Here is a 24,840-nt window from a genome sequence, read left to right as displayed (position 1 = left end):
AACGACGTTGATTACTTGATGCGACGACGCATACCCGCCATAGCTAATAGCATTAACGCTAAGTAACCTAAAGAACCACCGCTCTTCTTCTCCTGACCAGGAGGAGTGATACAGCTACCATCGTCCTCATTGGCATTAGGATTATAGTTAGATGCCGCAGAGTTCGTACAACCACGCTCGATGCCATCAGAGATCACATTTAGCATAAATGTGGTGCTGGCTTTATCTGCTGGATTTTCAACATCAGCAACGGTAACCGTCACTTCTGTCATACCGTGGAAGTTTTCAGCTGGAACAATAGTAATGCTTGCGCCAGATTCGTGATTTTCAACGATACCAGTAACATTTTCACCAGAGACGCTGATTGCATTTACGGTCGTTAATTCAGAGTTGTCTGCGTAATAAACGTTTACGTCTACAGATTCATTCTCATTAACTTCCATATCGGCAATCGCTGATAATTGAATGTTGCTAGGCGTTGCTAATGTATGGCTCATTTCAAAATCCGCCATACCATCTACTACGCTGGTAGCCGTCATCACTTGATCCGTACCTACTGCATCACGCTTAACCTGCGTCCAGATAGTCACTTCAAATTGAGAAGACTCAGGACCATAATAGTCATAACAGATTACCAATCCATCGTGTAGCTTGCTATCAAGGTCGTCAAACGCAAATTCTTCACCTTTGAAACCACCAGAGATTGGGCCTCGTGAATACATTGGACCAGTGAAACCTTGCAGACCAATCGCACCACGACCATTTTGCGTACCGAAGTCTACATTGTCATAAGCATAATAAAGCTCGTGCTCATTTTTACCATGACGGGTATTAACATTGAAGATAACCTGATAATCATAGCGATCATCTTTCTCTTCCCAGATGTAAGGACGACCCGGAGCTGAGAAGTCACGACCACCGTATGCATAGGTACGAGCGTTATCTACTTCAATAATACCCCAACCTGTTGCTGTGCTCGCTAATGAAATACCCGCTTTTTCGCTCCAGTTATTTACTAGAGGAACAGACATCATCTCTGTGCCAGTATTCATGTCAGCTAAACCAACACCACGCCAAAGAGGACCTACCGATTCATAAGGGAACGAGTTGTATGGGAAGCCTAAATGGAATGGCCAGAAGAACGGCTGTTGCCACAAATCAAATACACCCGTACCACGTAACTGAATGGAGTTTTGTGGGTTAATATTTAACCGGTCTGTATTGTTGTACAAATGCCAAGAGTCATAACTGCCATTAAACATTGCAGAGACTGGCAATACTACACCTTCGCGATAAAGGATGTTGTTGTCACCAACTGGATTGCCATTGGCATCGACACCTTTATTAAAGCCACTGAATATTGGCGTAAATCCAAACTCTTCCAGGTCAACATAACCACCTGGGTTTGAATTACCAAAGTTCGGCATACGACACATTGCATCATCCACGTTAGTAGTTTGAATATAATGTGGAGAAACGCCTGCCGTGTCTGGTTGTACACCAGAGATAGTTACAACATTACCGTCAACACTGATATCCGTTACGATCTCATCATTAGATGTGAAGATATCTTCTGCACCAAACTGAAGACCTTCAGGCATATTAGCAGTGATGGTAAACGCACGATCCGCACCTGTATCGTTCGGTTGAACTTCAAACGTGTAAGGAACAATATCGCCAGCACGTGCTCGAGTCTGGGTTACATCAAGGTGCACATCATCAACACCACGCTCCAGCTTGAATGCAACTTTACCTACATTTCCAGCATTAACTTCAGAGGTACCGAAATCTAATACAGAAAAGTAGATGTCGCCTTCCATCATTTCAGGGATGTCATATCCGAGCGTCGCGCTTACGGTGTCTTTACCATTAGTTGGCTCAACATGTAATGACATGTTAGAGGCCACTTCATCGGTAACTACTGCAACCGCATAACTGAACACTTCATCCTCTAAATCAGGATAGCGCTCTGTCCAGTTTGGTCCTTGCCCTAATAACTTACCTGGATTGTAGATTACAGCCCAATAAGTGCCTTCTTCTGGATTATTAATATTACAGAAGTTGTTATATTGGATGTGGTTAGAAACACAAAGGATTTCTTCATACGGATCCGCTTCACCGTTACCATTGTAATCCTTACCTACATAAACTAGCGCATTACCTTTATCAAGGTTACCTTCAAGGCCAGATTCCAAGGTACCTTGCGACTCAACCATTAAACGCTTGGCGCCGGCAGGAACTTGGATCATCTCAACATGCGTTGCTTCATCAATGCGGAAAGACGCAGGAATGCTGGCATCGGAAGAGCTCGACCAAGGGAAGTAACCATCATCATCTTTCGGAAGCGCTACTGTTTTCACATCCGCTTTTACTGGTGCATACACACGAGTATACGGATTATCCAAAGCAGGTAATTCCAGATCGTTAAATTGGAAACTACCTTCGTTGCGGTGAGCAACGGCACGAAGACGCGCAGGCATACCGTTTTTAGAGAATTTAAACGCAAGTGGAAGATGAACTTCTGAGCTTAAACCATTGGCTTCAGTCAGGATTACGTCAGAATGTAACTCAACTTCAGCGTTAGAGAACCAGTCCTGAGTATCCATAATAGATGCTTCAAACACAACCGTCTGCGTTTCACCAGCTTTCAGGCTAAATTCGCTCGGAGTTGCCGAGATGTTCACACCATTTTGCGCGGATTGCTGACGTACGTCGAAGTTCCAGTTTAATACATCGGAGTGATCTACCGACCAGGAGCCATCTTTGGTTGCTTTGAATGTACGAGTCCACTGACAGGTAGGCTTACATTCGAAGTTAACTAACTGAGGAATATTAAGGCGATGTACCTGACCACCGTTGTTTGGATTCGCAGCTTTGAAGTTCTCAATCGTCTCATCCATTACAAGACCTGTGTCGATCGCTTCTGCAACATTGATTCGACCCGCACCGGCACGGTAGATGAATGCCTCACCCTCATCGCCATTCGCTTCATTCAGACGACGATAACGAACTACGTTATCAGCTGTTAGCATTAATGCCGATTGTACTTCCGTAGGTGTCCAATCAGGGTGTGCCTGACGGATAAGCGCCATAGCACCTGCAACATGTGGAGATGCCATCGAAGTACCGCTGATGGCGATATAATCAGTGTTCCCCATATTACCAACAAACGGGTGTTCGTCCGCATAAGCCGCGTAAATGTTTACGCCTGGCGCAGCAATTTGTGGGATCAACATTTCCGGCGTAGATTGACTTGGGCCACGAGATGAGAATGGCGCTAACCAGTCACCATTTTCTTCATTATGATCATTGTAAATCGCTGTTTTACCAATCGTGATCATGTGACCTTTTTCTGAGTAATGATCAATCCAGTCAGCGAAACCATAACGGTAGCCTTCAGCGCCGTATGTGGTAACTTCACCATCCCATTGTTCACGAGTCAAATGAATCGAAGGTAAGTCGTACGCAACGATCGGTACACTATCGCCATTACGATAGTTATACATGATGAAACCATCTGCACCACCAGCTTTAACATTGGCAACCTTGGCGGTACGGGCAATACCGTTAGGATCGCTAAGGTCATTACGCTGACAGACAACGATAACGTTAGTGTCACCGCTAGCAGCACCAACGATTGGAGTACCATCTTTATAAAAATCAAATGTGCCAGCAGGGAATTCTGTACCACAGTACCCACCCCAGTCTTTGTTGCCATTGATATCGGCATAATCTTTCGCCCAGACAACCACACCGGTAACTTCTGTATCGTTGATTGAACCACCAACACGGCCTGATTCACTCCACCAAGGAACTTCAGAACCTAATGGCGCACCAGCTTCATCATTAGCAAAACCGGCATATGAAAGAGGCGTTTCAACTTTAGTCACTCGATCATGAGTGGTTGCGGCAACAGAAGCTAGCCACGGAGAAGCATGGTCGATATAACCAAAGTACTCGCCAGCACCAGTCGGTTGACCACCATTACCCGCAGCAACGGCAACGTTTATGCCAGCTTCACGAGCAGCAAGGAAACCAAGCTCTACACCGTCGTCCCAAGGAGAAGTGCTATCCTGACCACCGATAGAGAAGTTGATGACGTCAACGCCGTCCTGAATGGCATCTTCAATACCGCCAATCATCGACTCCCACGGACAGCCACGATACCCCGAGTCATTACTCCCATGACAAACCTGATAGGAAATAATGTTCGCATGAGGTGCCACACCGGACAGGTTAAACATGTCTTCTTTGACCAGGCTACCATCTGCTGGCTGACCAGTAAATTCTGGCAATACAAAATCTACGTTATTCAGAACGTTACCCGCGGCGGTACCCGCTACGTGAGAACCATGACCTTGGTAATCTTCACCAATCGCAGGGAAACCAGGGATCATATCGTCAAATGCATCGGTAATAACGTCATAAGAACGAATACCGATTAGCTTATCGTTACATAAGCTTTCGTTACCCGCTTCGGCACAAGCACCGACGTATACCCCTTCACCCCAAGGGTTAGTGTGGTCATAACCATCACCACCAATATCGGCAAAAGACGGGTGATCCGAGTTTATACCGGTATCGATGATACCCATAATGATACCTTCACCCTTAAAAGGTACACCTTGGTCGGTTGCTCCTGTCCACACCTGGTCAGCACTGATTTTTTGAGGGCCAGCATCTGTATGTAGTTCGTACGTTTTAGCACGGTGTACAAACTCGACCTGTGGCAGTTGTGATACACGTTTAGCTTCGTCCTGAGTCATCTCAACCGTATAGGCATTGACGGCAGTGGTAAATTGCTTACGAACTTCTTTCGTACCGACAACACGATTCATTTCAGCAATGGCTGCTTGCTGCTTATCCTGTAAGTAGTTGGTATATTTAACAATACGTTCAGTGGTTGGCTTGCCCGCCTCGAAAAGGCTGTCAATACCCATGTCACGGCGTAGCGTTTCTACATGAGTACCGTCAAGGCCATTAATACCGCCAGTGTATAATGCGGTAGGCTTGTCCTTTAAACGAACAACATAAACCTGTTCGCCGGTAATATCCGCTTCTTCAACAAATTTGGTGCGCTGAGAGTTTACTTGAACGTTTATGCCATCATTTTCCAACATTGAACCGGTTGCGGTTTGATTGTTGGCGCTAAGTTGAAATTCATTGATCTGCTCCTGGGTCAGGTTTGGTGCTTGCAACGCATGAATCTCATCCGTTGGCGCTAAACCTGCAGCAGCGTACATTGAACCGGCGCTGTATAACGCTACGGCTAATGCACTAGTAATGCTGTTTATTCTCACCTTAAAAACTCCAATTAGTAGTTATAATTGTTATGACCAAATATTTTGGTAGCGTAAGGTATAACCGGATCTGGGCAACCAGCGCGAGGATAATCGTGTAGCATTTTGTAGCATCAGGTACGCAGGCTTTCGTACATGTAAGTCGCAGGAAACAGCTTCAAGTTTAAGTAACTAGCTGATAATGGGTTGCTATTGCCAGTAATCGATTTTTACGAAAAAAAGCCTTACCGCTGTCAATAAATGGAGATTGAGGCTGGAATTGACGACTGCAATGTGGCAACCGTAAATTTTCATTAAGGATAATAAAGACGGAGAGTTTAGACGGTTTGTTAATTAACCTTAAAGTCAATATTTAGACTAAAACAGTGAATGTCTATCAACATTATGAGGTAAAAATAATTGTTGTTCGAGTGCTTTGTTTGTTGCTAAATTCTATGTTTTTTCACGATAGATAACATTAAAAAACGCCCGATTACGGGCGTTTTAAGATGCTTAGGCTGGATTACTACGTACGAAAACGTGTTAAGCCAAGTAATCCCAGACCAAACATTAACATAGTAGTAGGTTCTGGTACGCCTGTTGGTGGTTCATCTCCTGTCACCACAGTTACTGACTCGAGATAACCTTCAAAGTTCTTACAATCCGTAAAAGTTCGTGTTCTGCATCCATCAGGAACCGTAAGTACAAATGTGGTGCCGATAAACATGCTGCCAAAACCATTACCGTCTGCGGCCTGATCGTAATCAGCAGCATTGTACCAATCTCCATCAACCGCAAACCAGCCATAGGCAGTATCCGAATGAGCATCACCTGGCCCACCATTAAGCAGTAGGCTTGATAGCGAGACTTCCTGGTCAAAGGTTAACACCAGCACTTCACCGACCGACCAGTTATCACCTTGAGGACTCCCATCAACTCCGATACCAGCAATTGGTGGTGCAAGATCTTGTCGAGCAGTCCGAAATATTCCACCAGAATCCTCGGCAGTTATCGTCAAGTTGATGCCATTACAGCTAAAGCCAAGGCCTTCAGCGTTTCCCACCACATCAGTCTGAGAGGTCGAAGAAGCAAAACCAAATGTGGTTTCGTCGCCCATAGAAGAGCAGAAGGTAACGCCTGTCATAGGAGCCGCGGCGGACTGATAGCTTATGACTAAAGCCATCAAAGCTAGGCCGCTTTTGATAAGTTTTTTCATTTCGTATCCTTTAAAGAGTTGTTAGTATTGTTACGCTTTAATAAATCTTCCGTTAATATCTCCATTTAAAGCATTGATTCGGCTTGCAAAAATCACACCAACAAAAAAAAATCATAAACAACCTTGCCAGAACCCCTGTCACAAGTGCGATACAAAGGTTTAGCAAGGCTTGTGGCTAACTTGCATTTCAAATGCCCACAGTAAAAAATGTTGACACTAAAATCGCAAGAGCCCGTTAACTTGCTGAAAATGAGTCTAAAAACTCTAAAAAATTGTCTTATTGGGATGCAATACGGCAATTTCCTATGAAATTGCTGCTATTTGTGAAAATAACCAGACGCCTGGGCTGAATGTATGCACGGATATGTAAATAATGCTGACAATCACCTCCCGTTTAGCCATATTCAATGTAATAAGAGCACAAGGATTTGTTTACTTCATCGCTCGCACTGTTAAGATATCACCGCCTCGCAACTGCTAAGTTGCGACTACAACAAAAATGACATTGAACCCAGATACCGGACACTAAGCAGCAAATGTCGATTTTCCTCAAGTTAAAACAATTATTTCTGCGGCAATTACTGCACTTACCCTGGCAGGGGGTATTATTGCTAACCCTCGGCTATATCCTAATCAGCTGGATTCTGCTCAGCTTAAGCGGTGAGCAGGTATTAATTGGCGATGATAATTTCATTTATTACCTGATGGTTACCGCATCAACGGTAGGTTATGGCGATTATTCGCCACAAACCGCTGCCGGCAAATATGTGGTATCCCTGTTTGTGATCCCGGCCGGGCTTAGCTTATTCGGTTTATTAATTGGTCGTGTCGTTGGCTTCTTTTCTGAGCAATGGCGCAAAGGAGTAAAAGGCTTGAAAACACTAAATTTTGACAATCATATTTTGGTGATTGGCTGGAACGAGGCTCGCACCATGCAGTTACTGAAGCTGCTAAAGCGGGAGATGCAATACCATAGCGATAAGCAGGATATTGCCCTTTGTGTGCGCGCCGAAATTGAAAATCCGCAACCGGAAGAAATCGGCTTCGTCAGGGTGTTGCATTTTACCAGCGATGACGAAATGCAACGCGCCGGTGTCAGTAATGCCAGTTGCATCATTATCGACACTCAGGATGATGACGTCACCATGACCACCGCTTTATATTGTGCATCAAAAAATCCAAACGCCCATACCATCGCGTATTTTAAAGATGATCGACTTGGCGATTTATTAAAACAACATTGTCCTAATATAGAGTGCATGCCGTCGGTTGGTGTCGAATTAATTGCAAAATCAGCGGTCGATCCGGGGTCGAGTTTATTGCACCACCAACTGTTGGATGTCGGCGAAGGCATGACTCAGTATTCAATCCAGTATCAGGGTACTGATACACTGAAAGTCAAAGATGTATTCCTGCGCCTGAAAGAACACTACCAGGCAACCCTTATTGGTATTTCTCCCAACGGTTATGATACCTTGCAACTCAATCCGGAATTGCACCACAGCATCGTGCCAAACAGTACCTTGTACTACATTGCCGATGAACGCCTTAACAATATTGACTGGAAACTGTTTACCCATGTTTAACTGGTTTAAAAAGAAAACAACAACCACTGCCGATAGTGCCCCGGAAGTATTGGGCCTGCGCCTCGGCGGTGCCTTTGATTTAGATCCGGTCAAGATGACCTTTATCGAACCAGAACTGATCATCGACGGTGCCGCAAAAACCCAGTTTATTGAAGCCGTTGGTGTGGTCAAACTGGATCAGCAATCTACTGTATTACGCTATTACACCGATGACGAAGGCTATGTGCAGGTATTGCTGCGAGGTGGCATGCAGGATGAGCACATAGAAGACGTTAAGCTGATGTATTTTTTTGACACCAAAGGGATTGCCAGCGATAAGGACTGGGAAAGTGCGCTGAAGCACGACATCAGCCAGGCAAACCTTTACCTGCAGGGGCATACGTTCAAGCGCGTCTGGGAAGACAGCGGTGATATGTCTCCACCGGTTGCGATGACGGAAAAAACTTACCATAAAGATGGTTCAATCACCGAAACCGATCAGTTTGCGATGCTCTACGAACGGGACTTTGGCGAGCATAAGTTTGAATATGCGATGCTCATCGGTGAAGAAAAAATCATTAACAATCAACACGATCGTTGCCTGGTAACGGTTACCGGTTTCGATCTGCAACCTTCAGACATTTATATTATTTAATTTACTCAGGAATATCACATGGAATCTGTTAGCAGTATACTCGCAGGGCTTGGTAGCTTTGCCATTTATTTTTTCATCAGTCTGTTTATGCTGGTGGTTTTCAAATGGATCTACGCCTTTGTCACACCGCACGATGAGTGGCAATTGGTAAAAGAACAACAAAACACCGCCGCCGCCATTGGTTTAATGGGCGCCGTCATTGGCTTTGCCATCGCGCTGGCAGGTGCCATATCTAATTCCATCGCCCTGCTCGATTTTGTCATTTGGGGGGTTGTCGCCTTAATCGCACAAATTCTCGCCTTTGTTATGGTACGCCTTATTTTTATGCCAAAAATTGTCGAGCGAATTATTAACAATGAAGTGACCGCAGGTATCGTCCTGGCTGGTATGTCCATCGCCGTAGGTTTGCTAAATGCTGCCTGCATGACTTACTAAACCTGGTTTAGAAAAGGACAAAATGATGAAACGCAGTCAATCAATAAACCTGGGCCGAATGCGCAAGATTTCGGCGGCAAAAGTCATTAAGCCGCTGGCGGTTGTTGCCGGCGTATCGACATTAACTGCCTGTGGTAATGATCAACAGGCAACCGTGTATAAAGATCTGGACCATTGCGCCATCGATAATCCAGGACTTGAAGAGCAATGCCAGAGCGCTTATCAACAGGCACTGCAGGAAGCGGAGCAAAGTGGTCCGAAATATCCGCGACAACACTTATGCGAAGAAGAGTTTGGCAGTGGCCGGTGTTATCAATACACCATGAACAATGGCCAGAACGTATTCGTACCGCTGATGGCTGGCTTTTTGTTCTCGCAGTTTATGGATAATCGCTATCGCTCAGCACCGCTTTACACATCATACAGTTACCATTCTCCGTTTTATGGATACTGGTCTTCGGTCGATGGCAAGCGCTATGGACGAGCAAAATACGGCAAGACTAAGGTCAATAAAAAAGCGTTTGATGCCAAACCGAAAGTCACCCGCACCATTTCCCGCGGCGGCTTTGGCTCTAAAGTGGCAGCCAGTTCATCGTTCCGCGGCAGTTCTTCTCGCGGTGGCTGGGGCGGTTAAGTTTGATTCGCTTTCCCAGTAAAGAACGGCCTGACTGGCAGCAACGGGCATCTCAGTTTGGTTTTCACTTTCATACTATGTACGGCCAGCCATACTGGGATGAGACTAATTATTACCAGTTCACTTTAGAGCAAATTGAGGCGGACCTGGAAGCGCCCAGCGAAACCATCCACCAGCTTTGCCTGCAAGCGGTCGAAAACGTCCTCAATGATGATGCCCTGTTAGCAAAATTTCAGATCCCACAACCATTCTGGGACTGGATAAAGGCTTCCTGGCAAAATCAGGAGCCTTGCTTATATGCTCGTCTTGATTTGGCATACAACGGCAGTGGCGACGCTAAGCTCTATGAAAACAATGCCGATACCCCAACCAGTTTATACGAGTCGGGCTTCTGGCAATGGTTGTGGCTGGAAGATAAAGTCAATCGTGGCGATATTCATCGACGTGCTGACCAGTTTAACAGTATTCAGGAAAAGCTGGTGCAACGATTTGCACGACTTCATCAGGATAACCTCGGTGAGGTATTGCATTTTGCCTGTTGTAAAGATACCGAAGAGGACAGGGGTACCGTTCAATATCTTCAGGATTGTGCCGAGGAAGCTGGCATTGCCTGTAAATTTGTATATATCGAAGATATTGGTCACGGTGAGGGAGAAGTGCTGACAGATTTAGATGATCAGGTCATTACCTGGATGTTTAAACTCTATCCCTGGGAGTTTATGCTACGTGAAGAATACGCCCCACTGCTGTTAACGGCAAAAGTGAAATGGCTTGAACCGCCCTGGAAAGCGATTATTTCCAATAAGGCAATCTTGCCGGTGCTATGGCAAATGTTTCCCGACCACCCTAACCTTTTGCCAGCCTATTTTAGCGAACAGGACGCCAAACAGCATTTGTCGCGCTATGTGAAAAAGCCAATCTTTGCCCGGGAAGGGGCAAATGTCAGTATATACAGTAACGGTGAAGAGATTGTGCATTCAGACGGCCCATATGGTGAAGAAGGCTTTATTTATCAGGCTTACTATCCTATGCCAAAATTTGGCGATGACCATACCCTGATCGGCTCCTGGTTGATCGACTATCAAGCCTGCGGCCTGTCGATACGTGAAGACAAGGCGCTGATTACCCAGGACTTATCGCGGTTTGTGCCGCATATCATTGTGGATTAATTTTTCGACTTGTCGAAAATTGAACCACAATGAGGTTTCAGGCCTCGGTGGGCGAATGGCCTAAACCTAAAGCAACTAGCACGTTTCACTCCTGGCACACGATTATAATCGTTCCTAGCATGCAATCAAAGATTGCGCCTAGAAAAAGCGAGATCCCCGCGTACGCGAGGATGACGAAATTAGAGATGTCAGGTTTCGTCATTTACTGCCACGACAGGAAATCTCAAGCCCAGAAAGCAAAAGCGAGATCCCGGCCTTCGCCGGGATGACATCCTAAACCTAAACTCAAGGCTATTCGTTGTCACCCTTAGACACCTTTCGGCACCCATAGACACCCAACATAGAAAACCGGTTTCAGGTTTCAGGCCTCGGAGGGCGAATGGCCTAAACCTAAAGCAACTAGCACGTTTCACTCCTGGCACACGATTAAAATCGTTCCTAGCATGCAATCAAAGATTACGCCTAGGAAAAGCGAGATCCCCGCGTACGCGAGGATGACGAAATTAGAGATGTCAGGTTTCGTCATTTCCTGCCACGACAGGAAATCTCAAGCCCAGAAAGCAAAAGCGAGATCCCGACCTTCGCCGGAATGACATCCTAAACCTAAACTCAAGGTTCTTCGTTGTCGCCGAAAATTGCTCCTGCATTTTCGGCATACTGATCATCCATGACCATAACCGACATTAGTCTGTCACCCGGAAACCTAACCAAGTAAAGGTTTTCTCACCGACGTCAGTCTCCCACCTCGAGCAGTAGCATTGTGTCAGTAATGCTACTAAACCTCAGTTTCGTCATTTCCTGCCACGACAGGAAATCTTAGCCTAGAGCGTAAAAGCGAGATCCCGGCCTTCGCCGGGATGACATCCTAAACCTAAACTCAAGGCTATTCGTTGTCACCCATAGACACCTTTAGACATCCTTAGGCACCCTGTCGCGACGCAGTCCTCACCGAAAAATGCTCCTGCATTTTCGGCATACAGGTCATCCATGACCATAACCGATGCTAATCGTCACCGATAACCTGACAGCGAGATGGCGTTTGTCACCGACGCAGTCTCCCTCCTCGAGCAGCGACGCTGCGTCAGCATTGTCGCTTAGCCCTTGCCTTCCGCTGCCCTTCCTTTTACTCTGGTTAAAAAATAACAAGAATTCAGCATATGAATGAATCCAGTCCCCCAGAGAAAGCGAACCTTGGTTTTTGGACCGCAACGTCAGTTGTGACCGGCAGCATGATAGGTAGTGGCGTATTTTTACTACCCGCTTCATTGGCTAATTTTGGCAGTATCAGTCTTGGCGGCTGGATATTTACCGCCCTTGGTTCCCTGTCCCTTGCTTACGTATTTGCCAAATTATCGCAATACATTCGTGGTTCCGGAGGCCAGTATTTGTATTGTCGGCAGGCATTTGGACCACTTGCGGGGTTCTTCACCGCCTGGGGTTACTGGTTATGTGTGGTGTCCGCCAATGCGGCTATCACGATTGCCCTCGTCAGTTACCTGACAGTATTCTTTCCGGTCCTGAAATCCTCAAATACCCTGTCGCTGCTTACCACCCTGGGATTTATCTGGGGGTTAGCCCTGATTAATATCCGCGGGGTTAAACTCGCTGGTAAAGTTCAGCTTTTTACCACCCTGTTAAAACTTTTGCCGCTACTGGCTGTGGCCTTTATCGGTCTTCTCTATGTTAACCCCGAGCATTTTCAACCAGTTAACCTGAGTGAACAATCAGACTTTTCCGCATTAACCGCAACGGCAGCCCTTACCATGTGGGCATTCGTGGGGATGGAAGCGGCGAACAATATTGCCGGTGAAATTAAATCTCCGGAAAAAAACGTGCCAAGAGCTGCCCTGTTAGGGACGTTTATCAGCGCGATTGTCTACATTCTCGGTTTTATTGCAGTACTTGGCATCATTCCACCGGAAGTATTGCAACAATCGAATGCTCCCTATGCTGATACCGCGGCATTTTTGTGGGGCGATATTGGCTACTACCTGATAGCCGTATGTGCGGTGATTTCCTGCTTTGGTGCCCTTAACGGTTGGACGCTCGCGGTGGCGCAAATCCCCCTGGCGGCAGCTAAAGAAAACATGTTTTTAGCCAGCTTTGGCAAATTGTCGCGATACCAGACTCCGGCAAACGGCATCATAATATCCACCATTCTGGTCAGTATTCTGGTATTGATGAACTACAACGAAAGCCTGATAGAACAATTTACCATTGTTATATTGCTGTCGACCCTAACCTCGGTGTTACCCTACCTGGTATCCTCGTTGGCACATATTAAAATGTCTGGTAAGAACAGCGTCCGCTACTCACTGATGAATACGTCAATCAGTGCGTTTGCGGCAGTATTCTCTGCCTGGATCATCTACAGTATCGGCGCCAAGACCGTGATTATGGGGATTATATTGCTGGCTGCAGGGTTTCCTATGTACGTTTATCTGCAGCGAAAGACAAGACGTGAGCAAAGCTCACAATTACCGGGGTCGAACTAAATCCGCGTGCAATAGTCGGTGAAATAAATGCTCACCGGCCTCTTTGCTTACTGACAAACGGCCGGTTTCAAAACCAAAACTGTTGAGACCTGTTTGCACCGATTCGCAAATCTCCGCATCTTCCTGCTGAACCACATCGGCAACCTTGATACTCATGGATTTAAAGGCGTCTTCGATTTGCGGGGCAAAGAAATAATCAAACACCACCTCGGTTTGTTGAGCGGATACAGGCAAAACCCGCATCACTCCGCAGACCCCCTGATAGCAGTTAAACATCAGGTTCGGGTACAACCATACATAATTTGCTGTCCCCTGGCGCACCTGACTGATATCCGAATCTGAGGGTTTGGTCGGACATGACTGCCAGCAAACCTTGTCCAGGGTTTCAATTTTATAGGCTTTATTATCCAAAGCACTGCTCAGGCCTCGGTGCAAGACCGGTACATGAAAACCACCATCGAGGTAATTATCCACATAGACTTTCCAATTGCATTGCAACCGATAACACCGGCTTTGATAATAATCACAATCTCGCATTTTCAGGCTATCCAGCCGCTGCCAGAGAGTTTCTGAAGACTTAAATAACGGCTTAGCGTTGGGGTCAAAACAAATAAATAACCAGTGCCAGTATTGCTGGCATTGTATTTCCTTAAGGCCGAGTTGCTCTGGATTGAATTGATTGACCCCGGCAAACTCACGGTAACCAATTAACTGTCCGTCCAGTGCATAGGTCCAGCCATGATAGGGGCATACCAGACGCTGGCAATTACCTTGCGCACTATCTTTACCAGAACCTTTTAATATCGCTCCATGGTGACGACAAACGTTATAAAAGGCACGAATTTTCCCTGCAGATTTCGTTAGAATCACTGGTTGTTCGGCAATGTTCAGGGTAAGAAAATCGCCATCGTCACGCAGCTCATCAACCCGGGCCACCAGCAACCACTGATAATAGAAGACTGTTTTTCGTTCCAGCTGGTAGATACTGTCATCCTGATACCAGGCACTGGGTGGGGTGCTGGCGTCAGCCAGAGCTAGTTCAATTTGATAATCGTTAACAGACTGAGGAATGGCATTGGGCATCGAAGATTTACCTGAACAAAAGAGGAGCATAACTCCTCTTTTGTTATCGACTTGAATATTTGAACGTAATTCAGCCTGGTATTATCTTCCACGTTGATGGAAGCGACGGATTCCAAACAGGCCAAATATTGCGCCAGCAAACAATAATAAAGTGCCAGGCTCGGGAATTCCTTGAGGCGGCTCACCAATAAATAAGGTTACGGATTCCAGATAACCGGTAAACTGATTGGTGGCACCAGCAATGGTAAATGCGGTTCCGGCCATCGGCATATCCAGAGCCGAACCAACCATAGAGTAATCTGCAGTGTCGAGAATATTACCGCCCACCAACACCAGGCCATCAGCCATTTCCTGATGACCATCCTGTCCCATCAAGCCATTAAAACTCATCGCCGTAATGGTGACAAATTCGTTAAAGGAGAGAATTAACACATCGCCAGAGGCCAGGTTATCACCGTCGCTGTTACTGTCGACCCCTAATCCACCATTGGCTGGAAAATCCTGAATCACGATAGCCTGGCTGGTAGCAATTAACTCCAGTCCAAAATAGCTAAATGACAAACCCATGCCTTCACCCTCGATATCGGCAGAGACCAGGTCAAAAATAAAGGTAACAGAACCGTCTTCATTTTCGATATAGTCGGACTGACCGGGGATGACGGCGGCAAAGCTGAATGAACTGAAAACCAGAAAACAAGCTGTCAGACATAGTTGTTTGAGGTGTTTCATAAACTCTCCTAAACCGATTCAATCATTCGTTTACGGCAATACTGCAGGGAGTTTATTGTTACTATGGTTACACCTGACAAATCGCTATGTGCATTGCTCAAACAAAGCAACATGAATATGCAGGAATTACGCCAAACCAGACCTGCCAATAAATCAGATTAAATATCAATAAGTTGAATTTAGCCATTGAGCAGCAATCAATGAATGCTGCCCAACCTGTAAAATAAACTGACAGTGGCCTGTTGTCAGTTATGATTCAACGGCAATCATCTTAATGTTTTAGCTGGGTTTGGATCTGCTTGATTAAACTTTCGATATTTGCAGTGCCGACATAGTTGGGACGAATCAAAAATGCCAGGGTACGATGTGGACCGGGTTCATCCAAATGTACCGCACTTAACTCGCTGCTGTTGTTCACCAAGGCATCCAGAGCCATCTCAGGTACCAGCGTGCTACCAAGTTTGCCCGCTACCATTTGCACTAGAGTCGTTAAACTGGTTGCACTGAAATTTGAATCATTTTGACTTTCCGGTAAATGACAGGCAGCCAAAGCATGCTCTTTAAGACAATGCCCATCTTTTAGTAGTAACAGGTGCGATACATCCATTTCATCAGAGCGAATCTGGCTGCGCTTTGCCAATGCGTCATCTTTGTGGGTTATCCAGTAAAAATCTTCCTGCCAGAATTCAAACGCAATTAGCCCCTCATGGGGAAATGGCAAGGCTAGTATCGCCGTATCTAACTCACCTCGTCGCACCATATCGACCAATACATTAGATTTGTCTTCGACGATTTTGAGTTGCGATTCCGGATAAGCGCGGCGTACGCCTGGCAGCACTTTGGGCAGTAAATATGGGGCTATGGTCGGGATCACCCCAATACTCATCGGCATCGATAGCGGTTGTTTATGCATGGTCGCCAGCATCTGCAACTCATCGACATCAAGTTTTATTTTACGGGCCTGTTGCAAGATGCTTTTGCCTAACTCCGTTACCAGTACTTTTTTATTGTCGCGTTCGAATATCGCCACCCCAAGTTGCTTTTCCAACTCATTTATTGCCGTACTCAATGCCGATTGCGAGACCGAACAATGGTCTGCGGCATTTTTAAAGTGCAGGTATTTCTCCACCGCAAGGGCGTAGTGAATTTGTTTTAACGAAATCATGATCACACGGTAATTCAATAAAAATGATTATTAAATTCTAATTAATTAATTTTATTAATCAACACCTGATCGTTAATCTAACCACATCGATTCGGGGCAACCCAATTTAAATTAACTAAAACAGAGGACATAACAATGGCTAAAATCAATCAGTCTATTCCAGAGTTTAAAGCAGAAGCGTTTCACAATGGTGAATTTAAAACTATCACCAATGACGATGTGAAAGGCAAGTGGTCAATCTTCTTATTCTACCCGGCAGACTTCACCTTTATCTGCCCAACCGAACTTGAAGATATGGCAAACCACTACCCGGAACTGCAAGAGCTGGGTGTAGAAGTGTACGCCGTATCTACCGACACGCACTTCTCTCACAAAGCATGGCACGACACCAGCGATGCTATCGGCAAAATCAAATTCCCGATGCTTGGTGACCAGACCGGTAACATCACCCGTGGCTTTGATGTGATGATCGAAGAAGATCACATGGCCATGCGCGGCACTTTCCTGGCTGACCCAGACGGTATTATCCAGGTTGCCGAAATTCACAACGGTGGTATCGGACGCAGTGCTAAAGACATGGTTCGCAAAGTTAAAGCAGCACAGTATGTTCGTGCCAATGACGGTGAAGTATGTCCAGCGGCGTGGGAGCAAGGTGAAGCAACCCTGACTCCAAGCCTGGATCTGGTAGGTAAAATCTAAACCACTGATACTTGGCAACGCGAGCGAACCGATATGGTTCGCTCATTACCTAATACCAATCCCATTAAATTATTGCTCACTCAGTGAGAATTTAAAGGCATTTAGGCAAGGCTTTGATTGCAGAGAATGGTTACTCCATTGTCAAAATCAGTAACGCAGAATAAATGCCTTTAAAACTCACCCGTAGGGAGTTTAGCAGAGGCCCATTTCCGGCCCTATATTTCATTAATATAGAATGACTATATCAATGAAATCTATGTTGTAACCGAACCTCTGCCCTAACTCTGAGTTGTGCACAAACTTAATGTGATTGGTATAACCCTTTATCCGGGACGTAAAACCTATGTTAACCAAAGATATTTTAAATGCTGTTAAAGCGTATACCAACAAGATGACAAATACTGTCACCCTGGTTTTGCAACCGGGTGAACACCCTAAACGTCAGGAACTGGAAAGTTTCCTGCAACAACTAACATCCGTCAGTGACAACCTGCAGTGGCGTAGCGAAAGCTTTGACTTAGGACTGAACAGTCCGCTTAGCTTTGCTATTGAAGTGAATGGTGAACTCAATGGCATCGTATTTTCCGGTATTCCCGGCGGCCACGAATTTAACTCATTAATCCTGGCAATTTTGCAATCCGCAGGCTCTGACTTAAAACTGGATAATCACTTGCAAGGTTTGATTAAAGGCGTGAATAAGCCGCTGCACTTTGAAGTATTTATCAGCTTGTCTTGTCACAACTGTCCGGACGTAGTGCAGGCACTCAATCAATTCGCCCTTTTGAATCCGCATATCAGTAGCGAAATGATCGATGGCGGCCTGTATCCGGAATTAATTGAATCGCGTAATATTCAAGGTGTTCCAAGTGTTTATTTAAATGGCGAACCGTTTGCAAACGGTAAAGTCGATACCGCTGTATTGATTGACAAATTACAGCAAAAACTCGGCGCCGAATTACAACCTGTGGCTGCAAACAAAGAACTACCGACACAGGACGTTACCGTCATCGGTGGTGGACCTGCCGGGGTATCAGCAGCGATTTACAGTGCGCGCAAAGGCTTAAAGGTAACCTTAATTGCCGACCGCATTGGCGGACAGGTAAAAGATACCGTTGGCATCGAGAATTTAATTTCAGTCTCGAAAACAACCGGTACTGAATTAACCGGTAACTTAATCAATCACCTTAATGATTATGAGATCAACTTGCGAGAACATATTCGGGTTGATCGCATTGAAAAAGGCACGTTGAAAACCCTGCACCTGTCTAGTGGCGAGGTACTGACAACCAAGACCCTGATCATCGCAACTGGTGCCAAATGGCGTGAGTTGGGCGTCGAAGGTGAAAAGGAAAACCTTGGCCAGGGTGTTGCCTATTGTCCACACTGCGATGGACCATTTTTCAAAGGCAAAGACGTTGCAGTGATCGGTGGTGGTAATTCCGGCGTCGAAGCAGCATTGGATTTGGCGGGCATGGTAAAAAGTGTAACCTTGTTTGAATTTCTGCCGGAACTAAAAGCCGACCGGGTATTGGTTGAAAAAGCAGAGGCAAACCCAAACATTACCATTATCAAAAATGCCAAAACGGAAAAAGTCGTAAGCGATGGTAGCAAAGTGACGGGCCTGCAATATCAGGATCGTGTATCTGGTGACAGCCATGAAGTCGCGCTTGACGGTATCTTTGTGCAAATTGGCCTGGTTCCAAACTCGGATTTTGTCGATGGTTTGGTTGAACGTAACCGCTTTGGCGAAATTATTATTGATGAAAAAGGACAGACATCTGAACCTGGGATTTTCGCCTGCGGTGACGTAACTACGGTTCCGTACAAGCAAATCGTCATCGCCATGGGCGAAGGCTCAAAAGCTTCGCTGTCAGCATTTGATTACCTGCTTCGGGCAGCATAGCTACAGCAATGAGGCATCATAAATTTAACTAAAATGCTCGCACTTCCCTAAGCGTTGCGGACAACCTGCATTCATGCAGTTGTCCGCTTTTTTTTGACCTTTCATCGCACTCACTAAAGTAATCCTGACTAAATTAACTAAAGCTAGCGTAGCGACATCGGCCCGCTACAAAAAATTAAACAAACCCTGTCGTTTTAAAATTGTCACTGTAGATGTTAATAGCTAAAATGAGCAAAGCCTTCGAATAATCTCATTATCTCAATGAAATCATTTCCTTCTCTCTATTTTAGTAATTTGTTGCTTACCATAGGCACGGGTCTGTTAACTACCTACCTGTCGTTGTACCTGACCGCCCAAAACGTTAACACATTCTGGATCGGCTTAATGATGACCAGCTATTATGCCGGCCTGCTAACTGGCTCTAAGATTGGTTATTTACTAATTAAGCGAGTCGGTCACATTCGTGCCTACGCTGCCAGTACTGGGATGATTATCGCCTGTTGTGCCATGCATGCGTTTAGCAATGATACTCAGGTGTGGCTATTGGTACGATTTATCTTCGGCATGGGGATGATGTGCAACTTTATGGTGTTGGAGAGCTGGTTAAATGAGCAGGCAGAGCCTGAACAACGGGGCAGCGTATTTGCATTTTATATGGTCACCAGTTATCTCGGCATGGTGATCGGTCAATACACGGTATCCTGGTTCCCTGACCTTGGTGTTGAGCCTTTATTGTTGGTGATAATTTGCGTATCGCTTTGCATTATCCCAATCGCCATTACCCGCAGGATCCATCCGGCGCCATTAAAACCAACAACGATTAGCGTATTTTCCTATTGGCGAAAAACCCCACAGGCACTAACTACGATATTATTATCCAGTATGATCGTTGCCAGCTTTTACGGACTGACACCAGTATTGATGAAAGAGTCAGGCTTAACTGCTCAACAAATAGCCCTGGTGATGAGTGCCACGGTACTGGCCGGTTTACTGGCGCAATGGCCAATGGGTTGGCTGTCGGATCGCTACTCAAGGAGTCATTTAATTCGTATCAATGCCCTGTGCCTGGCGATTATCTGCGGGCTGATTTTTATCATACCCTTTGATTATAATTACGCGGTTTACTTAAGTAGCCTGTTTGGCCTGTTCGCATTTTCCTTTTATTCGCTTGCCTCGGCACTGGCCAACTCCCGAGTCAGCCAGGATGATCGTGTAGGTGTTTCATCGGCACTGTTAGTAACCTTTGGTATCGGCGCAAGCTTAGGTTCGGCTGGCGTTGCGGTGCTCATGGACCGTTTTGGTTATGGTTTGTTGTATGGGGTAATGGCGGCCATCTGCTTGTTGTTATTGTTAATCTTATCGCTATTGCATGCTCGCATGCGCTCTGAAAACCCTGAAAATAGTGAGTTTATCGTTACCGCATCAGATTTAACCACATCGCCATTGGCGGCGGTGATGGATCCAAGGATTGATGAACCGGTGGCCCATGAACAATTACTGGATGAAAAGGAAGAAGATAAAGAAGCGGATGCCGATGATGATATCGAAGATGAACAGGATAAAGAAACTACCAGGGAAAACAGCTAAGCAGAAGGATGGCTTTACCAACCTTCTGCCACTGTAATTAGCTCAACGGCGATATCTGATAAACCTTGCGCCAAGCAGGCCAGATAACATTAACAGGATGGTTCCTGGTTCAGGTACGCCTAACGGCTCTTCGCGAACAAAGAATGTTATAGACTCGACGTAGCCGGTAAAATCAGCTGTCGCTACCACATCAAAACTCTTGACCAAGCCACCGTCCGGTAACATACCCTGCCCCGTCAAAGAATAGTCTGCCGCATCAATACTAAAACCATTAACAGAGACCATACCATCAGCCATTTCCTGATGTCCGTCACCTGCAATCAAGCCATTAAACGAGATACTGACTAACTCAATAAACTCAAACTCTCCCAGAGTAGGGAAATCAAATGTCAGGCTTTCACCGCCCGCCAGATTATCTCCATCAGCGCCATTGTAGAGCCCCAGGCCGCCATCAGCCGGGTAATCTTGAACTACATTGCCATCACCAGTGACCAGCAATTGCAGACCAAAATACTCAAACAACATTCCATCGCCCATACCGTCAATATCGGCCTCTACCAAATCAAAGATGAAAGTTAACGATCCATCATCATTTTCGATAAAATCGGATTGCCCATTTACTACCGCCGCATTGGCCGAGCCCAGGCACAATGCAAGCGCACTGACGGATAAAGCTTTCGAAATTATATTCATAGGTTGCCCCTCGATTCGTTAAGAAAATACTCGAAAGACATAATTGGAAGGGTATTATTATTGTCACTGCCAGTTACATCTTACCTTGTTACATCATGTACACTTCTCTTCAATCTAACTGCGGACGAGAAGGCCGGTTCTTTTCGTACTACCTGTACTACAAAGACTGCGAATGCTCGAAAAGGCAGGCTAGGCTTGAGATGCATTTTCTGCACCAAAATTCGCTTAAAACTAAATTTTTCGTAGTAAACAGAAGGTTAGATAGACTGGCTTGAAGTTGGAAAACTGTGAAGAATTCGTCAGCGTAAATTTGACTGACATATCCTGCTCTGGTGGGGATGCAAAAGCAGCAATATTTTGGGCTGACACACCTGGCATTGTCAGCCCTAAGGTAGTTTACCGTTGAGAGATATCGGCGAGATCTTTAGCAATCGAATGCTGAGGTCGTTCAATAATACGCCCCAGTTCCCGACCATCTTTGATGATTACAAAGGTAGGGGTAAATTTAACCTGGTACCTCTCTGCCTGACCATCAGGATCGGATTTTTGGTAATCCAGGGAAATAAGCTGATATTGCAGTTGTGGATGCTGTTCGGCCAGTTTGATAAACCTTGGAACTTCACGCTCAGAATCGTGGCACCAGGTACCAAAAAAGATTTTGACTTTGATATCACCGGTGATCGTCGCCAGTGCCGCTAAGTCCTGTTCTGTTGGCGTGAAGTTTTCATAAGATAAGGTGAATTTTGGATATTGCGTCAATAGCTCCTGTGCATCCATTGGCCCATAGGATGGCTCGGCAACAGCCGATGTGCCTGCCTGACAGGCGGTGAGAAATAACAGGCTGATGGTTAACATTCCCTGTTGCAGAATGTTTTTTGCATGGTTAATCAACATTAACTTTCCCTTGTTTTATTTAATAACTGCTGACTTTCCTGAAGAAAACGTTGAGCATAGTCACCAAACCAATCGGATATTTGACTAAAGGTCTTCAGAAATAATGTTTTATCATTGCATTCTACCGCACTTAAGAGGGTTAAAAAGCGCTCGGCATATCGTTTCATGACCGCGACATTGTCCGGGTTAGAAAAAATAATATCCGCATACAATTGCTTGTCCTGAGCAAACAGACGGCCAACCATCGCCAGCTCAAGGCGATATATCGGCGAGCTCATGTCCAGTAAACGTTGCAGGTCAACCCCTTCCTGCATGAGATGATAACCATAACTTATGGTAGAGAAATGGCGCATCACCTGCACCATGGCCATCGTCTGATCATGCTCATCGGCAGAATAATACTTTAACTCAGCGCCCCAAACCTGCAACTGTTGCATCAACCATTCGCAAGCCAGCAAATTCCGCCCCTCACAAACAATAACAGTTTGCTTGATCATACCAGTAACACCGGGGCCAAACATCGGGTGCAGGCCAACAACCGGTCCTTTATGCACCTTAAGCATTGTTTCTAATGGTTGAGATTTTACCGAGGTAATATCAGCGAGAATACACTGGCTGTCTAATCCTGATAATCGTTCGATTACCTGTTCAGTAACATTGATAGGTACCGCTACGATGACCAGGCTGGCACCGGTTAAGATGATGTCAGCCTTATCCCAGTCATCCTGCTCAAGGCTCTCGACCTGGTAACCCGAACGAATGAATAAATCGACAAAAATGCTGCCTAACTGACCTTTACCACCAATGACCACCACCTTGTTTACGCTGCCATTGACTTTCTGGTATCCCCGTTCATCCTGTGAGGAGTATGAGTCTCGCATGATCCGCTTAAACAGGTCCTGAACCAAATCTGCAGATACCTGGTATTCCGGACATTTGTCAGCAAGCCTAGCAAGCATTTGCTGTTCGCGAACCGGGTCAAATATGGCGACTCCCGCCTTACTTTTCAGCTCTCCGACCTTGCTGGTGACCTTGCGGCGTTGAGCAAGCAGACTCAGTAACTGATGATCAATTTCGTCAATTTGCTCGCGCAACGCCAAAAGATCGGCGTTAAATGTTTCATTTACCATCGTTATCTAGTCGTTGACTCGCTTGCTTAGCACTAAACCCAGTTTATTACTCATCGAGGATAATAGAGATTCGGTGGTTTGCCAATCGATACAGGCGTCGGTGACCGAAACCCCATAAGCCAATTCGTCTCTAGGCGTATCAGCGCTTTGGTTACCGGCGTGTAAATGACTTTCGAGCATCAGGCCGATAATCGATGTATTCCCTTCGCAAATCTGGTTTACCACATTATCGGCAACCAACGGCTGACGGTTGTGATCTTTACTGGAATTAGCATGCGAGCAATCAATCACCAGCGCTGGAATCAGGCCTTTGCCAAGCAGCTGTTGTTCGCATAAAGCGACATTTACCGAATCATAATTTGGTTTCTTCCCGCCCCGTAGAATCACATGACCATCCGGATTTCCGGACGTTTTAATCAAGGCCACCTGGCCTTTACGATTGATCCCCATAAAACGATGCGATGATGCGGCAGACTGTAATGCATTGATTGCCACATCGAGACTACCATTGGTACCATTTTTGAAACCTATCGGCATCGACAAACCACTAGCCATTTCGCGGTGAGTTTGTGATTCCGTGGTTCGCGCACCGATCGCTGACCAACTGAATAACTCCGCAAGATACTGAGGGGAGATGGGATCAAGCGCTTCGGTAGCCAGGGGTAGGCCAAGCTCGGTGAGATATAACAATAACTCACGGGCAGTTTTTAAGCCGCTGGTGACATCAAAGGTATTGTCCATGTGCGGATCATTAATTAGTCCCTTCCAGCCCACAGTCGTGCGCGGTTTTTCAAAATAAACCCGCATTACGATATACAGGGTATCTTTGTACTGGTCATGTAACGCTTTTAAACGCCGGCCATATTCTTTCGCCGCTTCCACATCATGTACCGAACAGGGGCCGGTAATAACTAACAGTCTCGAATCCCGTTTGTGAATAATATCGGCAATGATATCCCTGGATTGCAAAATCGACTGGCGATGATGCTCATTTAATGGGAACTGTTTACGGAGTTCTTCCGGGGTAATGAGGACTTCTTCTGAATTGACGTGAACGTCATTGAGTTTAGTACTGTGCATGATGACAACTTCCGATTAAAAGTTTAGGTAAAACAAAAAATTAAATGAAAAAATGAATACAGGGGATTGGTATAGGGTTACCAATAAAGATGGGTATGGCGGTAATATCGGAACTGTTGTTTAAAGTTTTGCATGAGTATTGTATTACGCTTTGGTGCTTTGTATTCGTTAATATAAGAAACATACTCGCCTGAGTGACTCCTTTTTAACAAGCATCAACGCCAGTGGCAAGTTTTATTTGCAGGTTTTGGAAAGGAAATATTACAACAGCATGAATTAAGCGAAGATACAAAGTGGGAGAGGAAGTTTTCCGGGTAGAAAATCAAGGGGTCAGTGTTGTTGATTTTCAACAACTCTGACCCTGAGCTATCCCCACAAATAATTCAGAGAAAACAAGGGAATAAATAGATAAATTCGAAGGAACTTTCA

At 45.6% G+C, this 24,840-nt stretch carries 18 protein-coding genes; 9 read left to right on the top strand and 9 right to left on the bottom strand.

Going from position 1 to position 24,840, the window contains the following annotated elements; all coding sequences use genetic code 11:
• Positions 1-11: 11 nt before the first annotated feature.
• Together E8M12_RS12390 and E8M12_RS12385 are read right to left on the bottom strand one after the other, a co-directional pair.
• The gene (locus tag E8M12_RS12390; RefSeq protein WP_136736464.1) at positions 12-5,300 is read right to left on the bottom strand and encodes a S8 family serine peptidase; all 5,289 of its coding nucleotides are present in this window, start codon (positions 5,298-5,300) and stop codon (positions 12-14) included.
• Positions 5,301-5,805: 505 nt separating this feature from the next.
• Positions 5,806-6,495, bottom strand: coding sequence for a PEP-CTERM sorting domain-containing protein (locus E8M12_RS12385; RefSeq protein ID WP_136736463.1), 690 nt, complete (start codon positions 6,493-6,495; stop codon positions 5,806-5,808).
• A 536-nt stretch (positions 6,496-7,031) separates the two neighbouring features.
• Here E8M12_RS12385 and E8M12_RS12380 point away from each other — a divergent pair.
• The 6 genes from E8M12_RS12380 (at position 7,032) to E8M12_RS12355 (ending at position 13,448) form a co-directional block, all read left to right on the top strand.
• Positions 7,032-8,081, top strand: a complete 1,050-nt coding sequence (locus E8M12_RS12380) for an ion channel (protein ID WP_136736462.1) — start codon at positions 7,032-7,034, stop codon at positions 8,079-8,081.
• On the top strand, positions 8,074-8,715 hold the full coding sequence (locus tag E8M12_RS12375; protein ID WP_136736461.1) for a YjfK family protein: 642 nt from the start codon (positions 8,074-8,076) through the stop codon (positions 8,713-8,715). Before E8M12_RS12380 ends, E8M12_RS12375 begins: the two co-directional genes overlap by 8 nt.
• An 18-nt stretch (positions 8,716-8,733) precedes the next feature.
• The gene (locus E8M12_RS12370) at positions 8,734-9,150 is read left to right on the top strand and encodes a DUF350 domain-containing protein (protein ID WP_136736460.1); all 417 of its coding nucleotides are present in this window, start codon (positions 8,734-8,736) and stop codon (positions 9,148-9,150) included.
• 22 nt (positions 9,151-9,172) lie between these two features.
• Positions 9,173-9,784: a DUF1190 domain-containing protein gene (locus E8M12_RS12365; RefSeq protein WP_211245040.1), complete on the top strand. Its 612-nt coding sequence runs from the start codon at positions 9,173-9,175 to the stop codon at positions 9,782-9,784.
• Between the two features lie 2 nt (positions 9,785-9,786).
• The gene (locus tag E8M12_RS12360; RefSeq protein ID WP_136736459.1) at positions 9,787-10,953 is read left to right on the top strand and encodes a glutathionylspermidine synthase family protein; all 1,167 of its coding nucleotides are present in this window, start codon (positions 9,787-9,789) and stop codon (positions 10,951-10,953) included.
• Positions 10,954-12,110: 1,157 nt separating this feature from the next.
• Positions 12,111-13,448 carry an amino acid permease gene (locus E8M12_RS12355; RefSeq protein ID WP_136736458.1) on the top strand — a complete coding sequence of 446 codons (1,338 nt, stop codon included), beginning with the start codon at positions 12,111-12,113 and terminating at the stop codon, positions 13,446-13,448.
• Here E8M12_RS12355 and E8M12_RS12350 read toward each other — a convergent pair.
• From E8M12_RS12350 to E8M12_RS12340, 3 genes are all read right to left on the bottom strand, one after another.
• Positions 13,431-14,561 carry an aromatic ring-hydroxylating oxygenase subunit alpha gene (locus E8M12_RS12350; RefSeq protein ID WP_136736457.1) on the bottom strand — a complete coding sequence of 377 codons (1,131 nt, stop codon included), beginning with the start codon at positions 14,559-14,561 and terminating at the stop codon, positions 13,431-13,433. The two genes, E8M12_RS12355 and E8M12_RS12350, sit on opposite strands and share 18 nt — an antisense overlap.
• 51 nt (positions 14,562-14,612) lie before the next feature.
• Entirely contained in the window at positions 14,613-15,260 is a 648-nt protein-coding gene (locus E8M12_RS12345) for a PEP-CTERM sorting domain-containing protein (RefSeq protein ID WP_136736456.1), read from the bottom strand.
• Positions 15,261-15,531: 271 nt separating this feature from the next.
• A complete protein-coding gene (locus tag E8M12_RS12340; protein ID WP_136736455.1) occupies positions 15,532-16,425 on the bottom strand; it encodes a hydrogen peroxide-inducible genes activator in 894 nt (297 codons plus the stop codon).
• 129 nt (positions 16,426-16,554) lie between these two features.
• On the opposite strand from E8M12_RS12340, the gene ahpC reads away from it, so the two are divergent.
• The 3 genes from ahpC (at position 16,555) to E8M12_RS12325 (ending at position 20,614) form a co-directional block, all read left to right on the top strand.
• On the top strand, positions 16,555-17,124 hold the full coding sequence (gene ahpC, locus E8M12_RS12335) for an alkyl hydroperoxide reductase subunit C (RefSeq protein WP_211245044.1): 570 nt from the start codon (positions 16,555-16,557) through the stop codon (positions 17,122-17,124).
• 343 nt (positions 17,125-17,467) lie between these two features.
• Positions 17,468-19,027 (top strand): alkyl hydroperoxide reductase subunit F, encoded by a 1,560-nt coding sequence (ahpF, locus tag E8M12_RS12330; protein ID WP_136736453.1) that lies wholly within the window; start codon positions 17,468-17,470, stop codon positions 19,025-19,027.
• Positions 19,028-19,288: 261 nt separating this feature from the next.
• The gene (locus tag E8M12_RS12325) at positions 19,289-20,614 is read left to right on the top strand and encodes an MFS transporter (protein ID WP_136736452.1); all 1,326 of its coding nucleotides are present in this window, start codon (positions 19,289-19,291) and stop codon (positions 20,612-20,614) included.
• A 42-nt stretch (positions 20,615-20,656) separates the two neighbouring features.
• Here the strand turns inward: E8M12_RS12325 and E8M12_RS12320 are convergent, their stop codons facing one another.
• From E8M12_RS12320 to E8M12_RS12305, 4 genes are all read right to left on the bottom strand, one after another.
• Positions 20,657-21,307, bottom strand: a complete 651-nt coding sequence (locus tag E8M12_RS12320; RefSeq protein ID WP_136736451.1) for a PEP-CTERM sorting domain-containing protein — start codon at positions 21,305-21,307, stop codon at positions 20,657-20,659.
• A gap of 396 nt (positions 21,308-21,703) precedes the next feature.
• Positions 21,704-22,201 (bottom strand): TlpA family protein disulfide reductase, encoded by a 498-nt coding sequence (locus E8M12_RS12315; protein ID WP_136736450.1) that lies wholly within the window; start codon positions 22,199-22,201, stop codon positions 21,704-21,706.
• Positions 22,201-23,331, bottom strand: a complete 1,131-nt coding sequence (gene tyrA, locus E8M12_RS12310) for a bifunctional chorismate mutase/prephenate dehydrogenase (protein ID WP_136736449.1) — start codon at positions 23,329-23,331, stop codon at positions 22,201-22,203. Before tyrA ends, E8M12_RS12315 begins: the two co-directional genes overlap by 1 nt.
• Positions 23,332-23,337: 6 nt before the next feature.
• Complete coding sequence (locus E8M12_RS12305) at positions 23,338-24,411, bottom strand: 3-deoxy-7-phosphoheptulonate synthase (RefSeq protein WP_136736448.1); 1,074 nt, start codon at positions 24,409-24,411, stop codon at positions 23,338-23,340.
• Between the last annotated feature and the right edge of the window lie 429 nt (positions 24,412-24,840).

The organism is Thalassotalea mangrovi (genome assembly GCF_005116735.1).
GTDB lineage: Bacteria > Pseudomonadota > Gammaproteobacteria > Enterobacterales > Alteromonadaceae > Thalassotalea_A > Thalassotalea_A mangrovi.
The sequence above is the reverse complement of the archived record's forward strand: the minus strand, read 5'-3'. Positions and strand labels throughout refer to the sequence as shown.

Bases quoted from the DNA above. Each gene is read 5' to 3' on its own strand.
- E8M12_RS12385 (WP_136736463.1), bottom strand. From the start codon at position 6,495: ATGAAAAAACTTATCAAAAGCGGCCTAGCTTTGATGGCTTTAGTCATA.
- E8M12_RS12380 (WP_136736462.1), top strand. From the start codon at position 7,032: ATGTCGATTTTCCTCAAGTTAAAACAATTATTTCTGCGGCAATTACTG.
- E8M12_RS12375 (WP_136736461.1), top strand. From the start codon at position 8,074: ATGTTTAACTGGTTTAAAAAGAAAACAACAACCACTGCCGATAGTGCC.
- E8M12_RS12370 (WP_136736460.1), top strand. From the start codon at position 8,734: ATGGAATCTGTTAGCAGTATACTCGCAGGGCTTGGTAGCTTTGCCATT.
- E8M12_RS12365 (WP_211245040.1), top strand. From the start codon at position 9,173: ATGATGAAACGCAGTCAATCAATAAACCTGGGCCGAATGCGCAAGATT.
- E8M12_RS12355 (WP_136736458.1), top strand. From the start codon at position 12,111: ATGAATGAATCCAGTCCCCCAGAGAAAGCGAACCTTGGTTTTTGGACC.
- E8M12_RS12350 (WP_136736457.1), bottom strand. From the start codon at position 14,561: ATGCTCCTCTTTTGTTCAGGTAAATCTTCGATGCCCAATGCCATTCCT.
- E8M12_RS12345 (WP_136736456.1), bottom strand. From the start codon at position 15,260: ATGAAACACCTCAAACAACTATGTCTGACAGCTTGTTTTCTGGTTTTC.
- E8M12_RS12340 (WP_136736455.1), bottom strand. From the start codon at position 16,425: ATGATTTCGTTAAAACAAATTCACTACGCCCTTGCGGTGGAGAAATAC.
- ahpF (WP_136736453.1), top strand. From the start codon at position 17,468: ATGTTAACCAAAGATATTTTAAATGCTGTTAAAGCGTATACCAACAAG.
- E8M12_RS12325 (WP_136736452.1), top strand. From the start codon at position 19,289: ATGAAATCATTTCCTTCTCTCTATTTTAGTAATTTGTTGCTTACCATA.
- E8M12_RS12320 (WP_136736451.1), bottom strand. From the start codon at position 21,307: ATGAATATAATTTCGAAAGCTTTATCCGTCAGTGCGCTTGCATTGTGC.
- E8M12_RS12315 (WP_136736450.1), bottom strand. From the start codon at position 22,201: ATGTTGATTAACCATGCAAAAAACATTCTGCAACAGGGAATGTTAACC.
- tyrA (WP_136736449.1), bottom strand. From the start codon at position 23,331: ATGGTAAATGAAACATTTAACGCCGATCTTTTGGCGTTGCGCGAGCAA.
- E8M12_RS12305 (WP_136736448.1), bottom strand. From the start codon at position 24,411: ATGCACAGTACTAAACTCAATGACGTTCACGTCAATTCAGAAGAAGTC.